The organism is uncultured Campylobacter sp. (assembly GCF_938045595.1).
Lineage (GTDB): Bacteria > Campylobacterota > Campylobacteria > Campylobacterales > Campylobacteraceae > Campylobacter_B.
Window position 1 is genome coordinate 1 of record NZ_CALIBB010000245.1, and the last position, 9,708, is coordinate 9,708.

10 protein-coding genes, 1 tRNA gene and 1 pseudogene are annotated in these 9,708 nt (G+C 45.8%); 11 read left to right on the plus strand and 1 reads right to left on the minus strand.

Annotation, left to right across the window (positions count from 1 at the left end; translation table 11 throughout):
* A partial coding sequence (locus Q0340_RS09335; RefSeq protein ID WP_298083084.1) for a dihydroxy-acid dehydratase occupies nt 1-225 on the plus strand: 225 nt, incomplete at its 5' end.
* A gap of 553 nt (nt 226-778) precedes the next feature.
* Here Q0340_RS09335 and Q0340_RS09340 read toward each other — a convergent pair.
* Entirely contained in the window at nt 779-2,044 is a 1,266-nt protein-coding gene (locus Q0340_RS09340; protein ID WP_298083085.1) for a 3-isopropylmalate dehydratase large subunit, read from the minus strand.
* Nucleotides 2,045-2,141: 97 nt separating this feature from the next.
* Here Q0340_RS09340 and Q0340_RS09345 point away from each other — a divergent pair, with 97 nt between their 5' ends.
* From Q0340_RS09345 to Q0340_RS09390, 10 genes and pseudogenes are all read left to right on the plus strand, one after another.
* Nucleotides 2,142-2,666: a nitroreductase family protein gene (locus Q0340_RS09345; protein WP_298083086.1), complete on the plus strand. Its 525-nt coding sequence runs from the start codon at nt 2,142-2,144 to the stop codon at nt 2,664-2,666.
* Between the two features lie 5 nt (nt 2,667-2,671).
* The gene (locus Q0340_RS09350; protein ID WP_298083087.1) at nt 2,672-3,994 is read left to right on the plus strand and encodes an NFACT RNA binding domain-containing protein; all 1,323 of its coding nucleotides are present in this window, start codon (nt 2,672-2,674) and stop codon (nt 3,992-3,994) included.
* Nucleotides 3,995-4,043: 49 nt separating this feature from the next.
* Entirely contained in the window at nt 4,044-4,808 is a 765-nt protein-coding gene (locus Q0340_RS09355; RefSeq protein WP_298083088.1) for a phosphatidate cytidylyltransferase, read from the plus strand.
* Nucleotides 4,802-5,887 (plus strand): 1-deoxy-D-xylulose-5-phosphate reductoisomerase, encoded by a 1,086-nt coding sequence (dxr, locus tag Q0340_RS09360; RefSeq protein ID WP_298083089.1) that lies wholly within the window; start codon nt 4,802-4,804, stop codon nt 5,885-5,887. Before Q0340_RS09355 ends, dxr begins: the two co-directional genes overlap by 7 nt.
* 192 nt (nt 5,888-6,079) lie before the next feature.
* Nucleotides 6,080-7,036, plus strand: a complete 957-nt coding sequence (locus Q0340_RS09365; protein WP_298083090.1) for a DUF3137 domain-containing protein — start codon at nt 6,080-6,082, stop codon at nt 7,034-7,036.
* Between the two features lie 360 nt (nt 7,037-7,396).
* Nucleotides 7,397-7,472 (plus strand) — tRNA-Val (locus Q0340_RS09370).
* A gap of 192 nt (nt 7,473-7,664) precedes the next feature.
* A complete protein-coding gene (locus tag Q0340_RS09375) occupies nt 7,665-7,925 on the plus strand; it encodes a hypothetical protein (RefSeq protein WP_298083091.1) in 261 nt (86 codons plus the stop codon).
* Nucleotides 7,926-8,044: 119 nt separating this feature from the next.
* Entirely contained in the window at nt 8,045-8,563 is a 519-nt protein-coding gene (locus tag Q0340_RS09380; protein WP_298083092.1) for a hypothetical protein, read from the plus strand.
* Nucleotides 8,564-8,752: 189 nt separating this feature from the next.
* Entirely contained in the window at nt 8,753-9,325 is a 573-nt protein-coding gene (locus Q0340_RS09385; RefSeq protein WP_298083093.1) for a hypothetical protein, read from the plus strand.
* Nucleotides 9,326-9,456: 131 nt separating this feature from the next.
* Nucleotides 9,457-9,708 (plus strand): annotated as a pseudogene (locus tag Q0340_RS09390) (hypothetical protein); the annotation flags it as partial.

The window sequence follows — 9,708 nt, forward strand, 5'->3', positions numbered from 1 at the left end:
AGTCCCGAAGCGGCCGAGGGCGGCATGATCGGATTGCTAGAGGATGGCGACATCATCGACATCGACGTGGATACATACGCGATCAACGTGCGTCTAAGCGAAGCCGAGATCGCCGCGCGAAGGGCTAAATTTAAGCCGCTTGAAAAACCGCTGCCGTATCGCTGGCTGCGAATGTATCGCAAACTGGTAACAAACGCTAGCAACGGAGCGATTTTGGAGGCGTAGGGCGCCTTAAATTTTAAACATACCACCGTAAATTTGAGCAAAATTTACGGCGGTTTTGTTAAATTTACGCGTAGGCTTTCGGCTCTAAATTTTAAAAATTTAACCTAGGCGAACGCTTGGTACTTATCAATGTAAGCGCCAATGGGATATCTATTTGAAATTTTACTTATTACGCAAACAAGCCGAGCGAAGCGGAAACCTAAATTTAAACTCTGCACGTTGGCATTTTTAAGCATAAATTTTACTCTAACGCACTTGTTAAAGTAAAACTCTGCCAAGTAGAATTTCAAAATTTACGTGATCGCACCGATAGTGGCATTTAAAATCCGCAAGGTTTTAATAACAAAGCCTCGCGGTGGGTGAAAGCGGAATTTATAACGGAGAAATTTTGTAGATGACGAGGTGAAATTTTGCCGCAAAATTTCAACAACAAAGCCAGCCATCCTCACTATTTTTTATACTCGCCAAGCTTTGCGACGCTATCGAATTTTGTATTTTATCCCTCAAAATTTATGACGCAAGCGAATTAAAAATAAAAGGCGGCTTTCTAAACTTACAAATCCCGCGGATCGGCGATCTTTCCTGCGACGGCGCTGGCTGCGGCGACGGCAGAGTTTGCCAGATACACTTCGCTGCTGCGATCGCCCATGCGGCCGACGAAATTTCGATTAGTCGTGCTTACGCAGCGCTCGCCCACGCCCAAAATCCCCATATATCCGCCCAGGCACGCGCCGCAGGTCGGGTTGCTCACGACCGCGCCCGCTTCTACGAAAATATCCCACAGCCCCTCTTTTTGCGCGGCCAAAGCGATCTTTTGCGTCGCAGGCGTGATGATGAGGCGGGTTTTGCGCGCGACCTTGCGACCTTTTAAAATTTGCGCGGCGATCCGCAGATCGGAGAGCCTGCCGTTGGTACAGCTGCCGATAAAGACCTGATCGACGGCGATATCATCGCGCACCGCCTCGCGCACGCTCTTGCCGTTGCTAGGCAGAAACGGATACGCAATCACCGGATCAAGCTTGCTAACGTCGATCTGCAAAATTTGCTCATAATTCGCGCCCTCGTCGGAGTAGTGAAATTTTGGCTCGGCACGTAAATTTTTATCCGCCAAAAATTCCTTTGTGATCTCATCGACCGCGACGATACCGCTCTTGCCGCCCGCTTCGATCGCCATATTGCAAAGCGAAAATCTACTATCCATATCCAGATACTCCAGCGCGTCGCCGCAGAACTCCAAAGCCTTATAGCGCGCGCCGTCCACGCCGATGAGGCGGATCACTTCCAAGATCAGATCCTTGCCGTAGATGTGCGGCGCGGGCTTGCCGCGAAAAATTACTTTGATCGTAGGAGGTACTTTAAACCAATTCTTGCCCGTTATCATCGCAAAAGCAAGATCGGTGCTGCCCATACCCGTCGCAAATGCCCCCAGCGCGCCGTGGGTACAGGTGTGGCTGTCCGCGCCGATGATGACGTCGCCGGGCACTACGAGCCCTTTTTCAGGCATCAGCGCGTGCTCGATACCCATATCTTTTTCGTCGAAATAGTTTTTCAAATCGTGCTTGTAAGCAAACTCGCGTGAAATTTTAGCTTGGTTTGCGCTTAAAATATCCTTCGTAGGGATGTAGTGATCCATCACGATCGCAAAGCCGTCCGGGTTGGCGAGCTTTTTCGCGCCGCTAAGCTCAAACTGCTTGATCGAAATCGGCGTCGTGATGTCGTTGCCGATGACCATATCTATGGCGCTTTCGATGATCTGTCCCGCAAAAACCGCCTCGCCCACGTGCTCGCTAAAAATTTTCTCCGTGATCGTCTGCTTCATAAAATCTCCTTCGTATCGGTTAAATTTGCGCGATTTTAGCTAAAAAATCATAAATTTTTGCAATTTTATGTATAATTAAGCCGCAAGGAGCGAGACGATGGAAATTTTAGATATTTTTGCAAACCGCATAAGTGTAAGAAAATATGCGCAGGGGTCGCTTGAGGACAAGGCGCTGGATAAAATTTTAAAAGCGGGCCTGCTTGCGCCGTCGGGGCATGCACGCCGCCCGTGGGAGTTCATCCTCGTGCGCGACAAACGGATGCTTGAGCGGCTAAGCGGATGTCGCAGCAGCGGAGCGGATATGCTAAAACAGGCCGCGGCCGCGATCGTCGTGATCGCAGATGAGCAGAAGCAGGACGTCTGGATCGAGGACTGCTCGGTAGCGCTAGGCTACATGCACCTTGCCGCAAGCGCGCTAAATCTTGGCAGCTGCTGGGTGCAGGTAAGGCTGCGCGCCGCCGCGGACGGACGCAGCTGCGAGGAGTTTTTGCGCGAGGCGCTGGGCTTTCCGCCGAATTTCAAAGCAGAAGCGATACTGGCTCTCGGCGTGCTGCAGCAGCGCCCGAGCCCGCACGATCTGCAGAAGCTAAATTTAAGTAAAATCCACAAAGAGAAATTTTAGCGCGTATGAAGTATCAAAATTTAATTCAAATTTGCGAGTATCTACGCGCCAAACGCTTCCTTTCGCACATTAAGCGCGTAGGAGATAACCTTTTTAAAGTCTGCTTTGACGGCAACGAGACGCTGTTTTTTGATATGAATAAATCAGGCTGCAATATCCACGAAAATGACGCTTTTACCGAAGGTAAGGTTTACGCGGCGCCCTTTGACGTGCTACTTGCCAAGCGCTTCGTAAAATCGCGCATCACTTCCGTTAGCGTGCCAGAAAATAATAGAATTCTATGTCTTAGCGTAAGCCAAAACGCAAGCTACAAAACCCAAAGCTCAAATATCTACTTCGAATTTACCGGGCGATTTACCAACGTAATAATCACCGATGAAAACGATGTGATTCTAGAGGCGCTGCGGCACTTCGAGACGGAATTTAGGCAGATCAAAGTAGGAAGAAAACTCCGCCACCTACCGCCTGCAAATATTAAAGAAGCCCCCGTGCCAAAAATTTCGGATTTTAAAGCATTTTTTCGCGCGGAATTTAACGCGCTAAATGCGGATCGCTTAAACTCGCTCAAATCCGCAAAAATCACGGCGCTAAATAAAAAGCTAGACTCGGTGCGCGAGGCTTTAGGCTCTTTGCAAAGCAGCGCCGAACTACTGCGAAGCGCCGAGCTTTTAGGTGCAAAAGCCGCCTTGCTAAAGGAAAATATCTATAAAATTCCAACCAGCGCGCGAGAATTTACGCTGCAAAAAGGAGACGCAGAGGCGGTAGAATTTAAGCTGCAAAAGCCTGCAAGCGCCACTTTGGGCGAACTTTACTCCGAGGCAAAGCGTCTGCGCCAAAAGGCTGCTAATATCCATATCGAAGAGCAAAATTTAAAGGAGAAACTCGCGTTTTATGAGAATTTAAAATCGCTCATTCTTGCCGCACAGAATGCACACGAGATCGAAATTCTAATACCTAAGCGCACGCAAACTAGGCAAAAAAGCAAGGAAAAAAATAGCGAATATGTAGCGAACTTTTATCTCGGGGATTTTAAAATCAGCGTCGGTAAAAACGAAAAAGGCAATGAGTTCTTACTAAAAAATAGCTCAAAATCCGACTATTGGTTTCATCTTAAGGATATTCCAAGCGCACACGTCATCGTAAAGACAAATAAGCAAAGTCTAAGCGAAGAGGTGATCGAATTCGCCGCTAAAATTTGCGTGAGCTTCAGTGCAAGCGGCAGCGGAAAATATCTCGTCGATTACACCAAACGTCAAAATGTCAAAATCAACGAAGGTGCTTTCGTAAACTACGTAAATTTTAAAACAATCAGCGTTTTAAAGCCGTAATAAGCGAGCTTGCGATATAATTGCTCAAAATAAATTCCAAGGAAATTCTATGAAGCAAAGAATAATCACGGCAAGCATTTTACTCGCCGTATTTTTGGCTCTAATTCTCATAAACGCTAGGTGGCTAAATTTCGCCGTATTTGCGCTGATACTCGTGCTTGCGTTTTTTGAAAGCCTCAAGTTATGGGGTCTAGAGGAAACTAGCAAAAAGTGGCTTGCGCTGGCGATCGCGTTTTTTGCGCTGCTACCATTTACGCAGACCGATGAGCCTTTCGTCTCAGCGCTAAAAGTTAGCATCCTAATGATCCTATGCGTCGCCTCTGTCGTAGCCTTTACCAAGGGCCCTAGCCTAAAGATCACGCTTCCTTTCATCTATCCCGTTGCGCCGATATTTTTTATGTGGGCGGCTTACGATGATTTCGGGGAAGTTTTTCACTTCGTTTGGCTGATCTTCATTATCGTAGCTAGCGATAGCGGCGCATATTTTATCGGTAGAGCCTTTGGCAAAACTCCGCTAAGCGCTAGCTCGCCGAATAAAACCGTAGAAGGCGTGCTAGGCGGTCTTGCGCTCGCGCTTATCGTTAGCCTCATTTATGCGCGCATCTTTACCAATATGCCGCCGCTTGAAATTTTAGGAAAGACCATCATCATAGCAATTTTTGGCGCGTTCGGCGATCTGTTTGAGAGCTACCTAAAACGCGCAGCGGGTCTTAAAGACAGCGGCGCGCTCTTTCCCGGACACGGCGGGATCTTAGACCGCATCGACGGCTATATGTTCGGCGCAATCGCGATGGCGATAGTCTATTCATGGTAGTTTTAGGCTCCACGGGCTCTATCGGCACAAACACCCTAGACGTAGCCGCGCGTAGCGGCAGTATGATCGAAGCGCTTAGCTGCGGGCGCAATATCAAGCTTTTAAACGAACAGATCGCAAAATTTCATCCAAAGCTCGTCTGTATCGCGGACGCGCAGCAAAAAAGCGAGGTAGATCACGAGCGCGTATTTTGCGGCGCGGATGGAATTTTGCAGATGCTTGCAGAGTGCAAAAGCACGACCGTGGTAAACGCTCTTGTAGGCTTTGCGGGCATGATGCCCAGCCTAAAAACCCAAGAGCTCGGAAAGAGGCTCTGTCTCGCCAACAAAGAAAGCCTCGTCGTCGGCGGGAAATTTCTGCAAACGGATAAAATTTACCCGATCGACAGCGAGCATTTCGGACTGAAATTTTTACTTAGCAACGCCAAAATCCCCGTTTCTCGCCTAATCATCACGGCTAGCGGCGGCGCGTTTTACGACGTGCCGCTAACGCAGCTGGGCTCGCTCACGCCGCAAAACGCCCTCAAGCACCCCAACTGGAAGATGGGCGCAAAGATCACGATCGACAGCGCCACGATGGCGAATAAGCTCTTTGAGGTGATCGAGGCGTTTTGGCTCTACGGCATGCGCGAGATCGATGCGCTTATCGAGCGCACCTCGCAGATCCACGCGCTAGTCGAATTCGCAGACGGCTCCACGACGGCGCATATTAGCAGGGCTGACATGCGCCTAGCCATCGCGCACGCGATGTTTAGCGGCGACGTACGGGAGCAGATCACCGCGCCCGTAGATCTGTGCGCCCTGCGACCGATTGAATTTAAGCCGATCGACGAGATGAAATTTCAAATTTTTACTCTCAAAGACGCACTGTTAGCAAACCCCGATCTCGGCGTCGTCATCAACGCCGCAAACGAAGCGGGCGTAAATGCGTTTTTGCAGCAGCGGTGCCGCTTCACCGACATTGCGCGCGTCGTGCTAAAGTGCGCGGAGAAATTTAACTCGCCTAGCGTGACGGACGCGGATGCGCTTGTGGCGGTGGATGCGAGCGTACGAGCGTATGCAAACGAGCTGCTGAAATAATAAGCTTTCCGATCGCGAGATTTTTATATGTTGCGCTTGAGCTTGGCGGCAAATTTCACTGCGCACGGCTCGCGCAAGTAGCCGTAAAATTTAGCGGCATATAAACAGCGTGCACCTATTACGCCGTATCGGTCGTAAATTTACGCTGTGCCGTAAAGTTGCGCCGTTAAATTTAATAAATAGAGGTTGGGCGTGGATATTAAAACCGTCATAGATTTAGAAAAGCAGCGCAAACGGCTTAAGAAAAGTCGCAAGCTTTGGAAAATTTTAAGTTATCTCGTAGCGTTTGCGGTTTTCGGTCCGATGCTTGCGCTAGCATTGATAATCATCTTTCTTGATTTTCCCAAACTCGATCTTGGCATAGAAAGCTTATCTTTTTTGGTCATGTCTATTTTAGCAATAATCGCCATGCGGGACGAATTTTACGAGTGGATTTTTGAGCGTAAAACCGAGCGGTTTGTGCTGCGATACAAAGAGCTTTATCTAAAGCCCTATATCGAGAGTCTGGGCTTTTCGTATAAAATGGGCGCGCTTTTTCAGGAAAAAGAGGTAAGAGCAAGCGAGATATTTGACGGATTTGAAAGATTTCGCGCGGATGATCTGGTTTGCGCGAACGTGGACGGCGTGGATTTTATGTTTTGCGACATAAGGCTGGAAAAGGATGTCGGTACGGGAATTCCATTTATTTTTAAAAATAATTACGCCACATTTTTCGAAGGACCCTTTTTCGTGGCAAATTTTAATAAAAAAATCTGCTCCGACGTTTTTGTCTTCTCGAATACGACACTGCCGCCGTCTGAGTTGCGGTACAAGCTACTGGGTGGTCGCGAAATCCCAATAGATAACGCGGACTTCAATCAAAATTTTACGATTTATGCAAACGACGCAATGACGGTTATGTATGTCCTGACGCCCATGCTAATGGAGAAAATTTTATCTCTTAAACAGCTCGTGAAATCGAACATCTCGCTGAGCTTCAAGCAAAATAAAATTTACATCGCGATAGCTCGAGGCGCCGATAGTTTCGAGCCGAGCCTGGATCAGCCGATACTCAATGCCCGCATCGCAAAGGATATCAAGGCAGATCTGGATGCGATGCTGCAAATCGTAAAAATTCTAAAGCTGAATGAGAAAATTTGGACGTCTTAACGGGCGCAAGGCGGAGCGAGGCAAGCGGGCGAAATAAGACAGGACGAAGCAAGGCGAGCAGATGAAACGAGGCGGGGTGAAGCAAAACGACTAGATAAAACAAAGCGGGGCAGAATAGACTGCTGGAGCAAAACACACGAGCGCCGCATAAGCGCGATAAAATTCCGCGCGCGATTGCGAATTTTAGTAGCGGGATAGAATTTTGCGCGGGGTTTCGGCAAGATGATGAAATTTCGCGTAGAATTCGACAGGGTTTTACGTCGCGGCGAAATCTTGGTATAGAATTTCGACGGAATTTTTCGAAAAATTAAAATTTGCTTGCTATTGAGAGATTTTTTTGATATACTGCCGTTTCTTTTTGGCCCCGTAACTCAGTTGGTAGAGTGTCACCTTGACATGGTGGAAGTCGTTGGTTCGAGTCCAATCGGGACCACCATTTAAGCTATTTTTAAGTTTTAATCACTTCATTTTCGCGCACAGCACCTGTCTTAAATTTAGTTATTCCGACCCCTTTCATTTTTATTTTAGATATAATTTTTCCAAAATACTATGAGATCGGTTAAGCAGATCAATTAGATAAATTTCTGATCGGTAACCGATTAAATTTAGAAAGGAGTATCGGCGATATATGGGACAGTATGTTATAAAAACATTAGACTACTGCGCAGAAAAGGGACTGCGGCTACAATGGGAAAAGGACTTCGCGATCTCCGTCAATGCTCTCGAAAACGAAGTTACTATAAGGGCGAATAAAAGCGGACTTATATCTCTTGCCAGGCATTTGCTTACTTTAGCGCAAGATTCCGCGCCGAAACATTCGCATATACATCTGGATGAGTATAATTCGCTTGAGGAGGGCTCGGCGGAACTTATATTGGAGAAAATATGAACACGAACAGCTTCAATGTAGATGGAAAGAGTTATTATACTCCGCAATCAAAGGGATTGGGATTATACTTGACGGCGCTCGATGAATAGCGGCGTAGTACGCAAAAGGAGAATAAACCGGTGCTACCGAATAAAATTTATATTAAAGACGATCCTCTAACTATCGATGAGGAACTTATGGGGCATGAGTATCATAAATTAGATATTAAAATTCTAGAAGACAAAAAGCTTGTGGTATTGGGTTTTACTACGAATTTGGCTATGTATTATTTCGCAAAAAACATTTTAACATCATCGTATAATGAAAGGGTCTCATACCTAGAGTTTTTTCCTTATGAATATTGGGTGGGAGGAGCGCGATTTGCAAAAAATAGCGCTCAACTATGCATAGATATAGAGGAATTTATTAAAATGGACGAAGCGGAGTGCTGCATAGCGGACGATATGGACAGGTATAAATTTGAGCTGGATTTTAAAACATTCTACCAAAGCGTTACATTTTATTTCCCTAGTACGGAGGACTATATAAATTTCGCCAAATATCTGCTAAGTATGAGTATCTACAATAGAAAAAATAGGGTAAAATTTTATAGCGAAGATTATACGTTGATTTTACAATACTCCAGGTTTGTTATATGAGAAATTTAAAACGATCAAGAATAAAATTTATCTCTCATAGAGCTCAAATTTAAGGATCATACGGTATGGCGCAAAACGCTATGAATAAAGCAAAGCATAACGAAAAGGCGCGGCAAAATGCTAGATAGAATTGCCTCCTGTTGTATCGGCATGATGGCGACTATCTCAAAAAAGCCATAGGAATAAAAAATGAGCACTAGGATAGGTTTAATACTTTTGGGCGCATTTTTTGTATTTGAAAGCATTCTTGGCTGCTTTAGCGGAAAGATGTATTTTAAATACCGAGGCTGGAGCGCAGTTGAGCCGGTCTATATTATCAAGATTTTCATCATCGGCTTATTATTTGTTTCTGCAGGAATTTTCATAAACAAAAAAATAGGTAGAGTGATTAATGCCTTGATAGGCTTAAACCTTTTAATAATATCTATAGAAATTTTTACAACGGAAGATCCCGCAGGAATACAAAGTAAAATCGGATATCCTTTTCTTATCTCGGGATTTTCGGTTTTACTCATTAGTATCTTATTTTTTTACCTCGCCTTTCGCTCTGAAAAGAGCATAAAAAGATACCCAGAGTATATGTGGTGTGCAGACTGCGGTAAATTTTACCGATACGAGGACGTCAAAAACACGGATCAAATTTGCCCGGACTGCGGCAAAAAGCTTACGGAGTATAATGACGGCGACTATTGGAAAAGAAACGCTCCTCATCAAGGCGCTAAAACTCCGAAGATCAAAAAGCGTAAATTTAAAAAGCGATGAAATTTTGATTTGTTATAGAGGAATATATAAAAATGCTAAATAGAATTTTCGCATTAATCGGCTTTTTTGCTTTTTTCGTATGGGGACTGGCGGCCGCTCTATCGGGAAAAGTCGATATAAAACCCGGCTTTATGGCATCGGTAAAGCTTGAAAGCGCGTATCTGCGTATCATCATAGGAATTTTATGCTTTGCGGCGTGCGCCTTCTTTTTATATCTCGCCTTTCGCTCCGAAAAAAGCATAAAATATTATCCTAAATTTATGCGCTGCAAAGGGTGTTTTAAATTTTATAATTTCTCGGACGTTAAAGATAGGAGTGTTTGCCCTAAGTGCGGAGGCGAGCTGCAAGATTATGCCGAGATAGAAAAGTGGAATCAAGCGGAA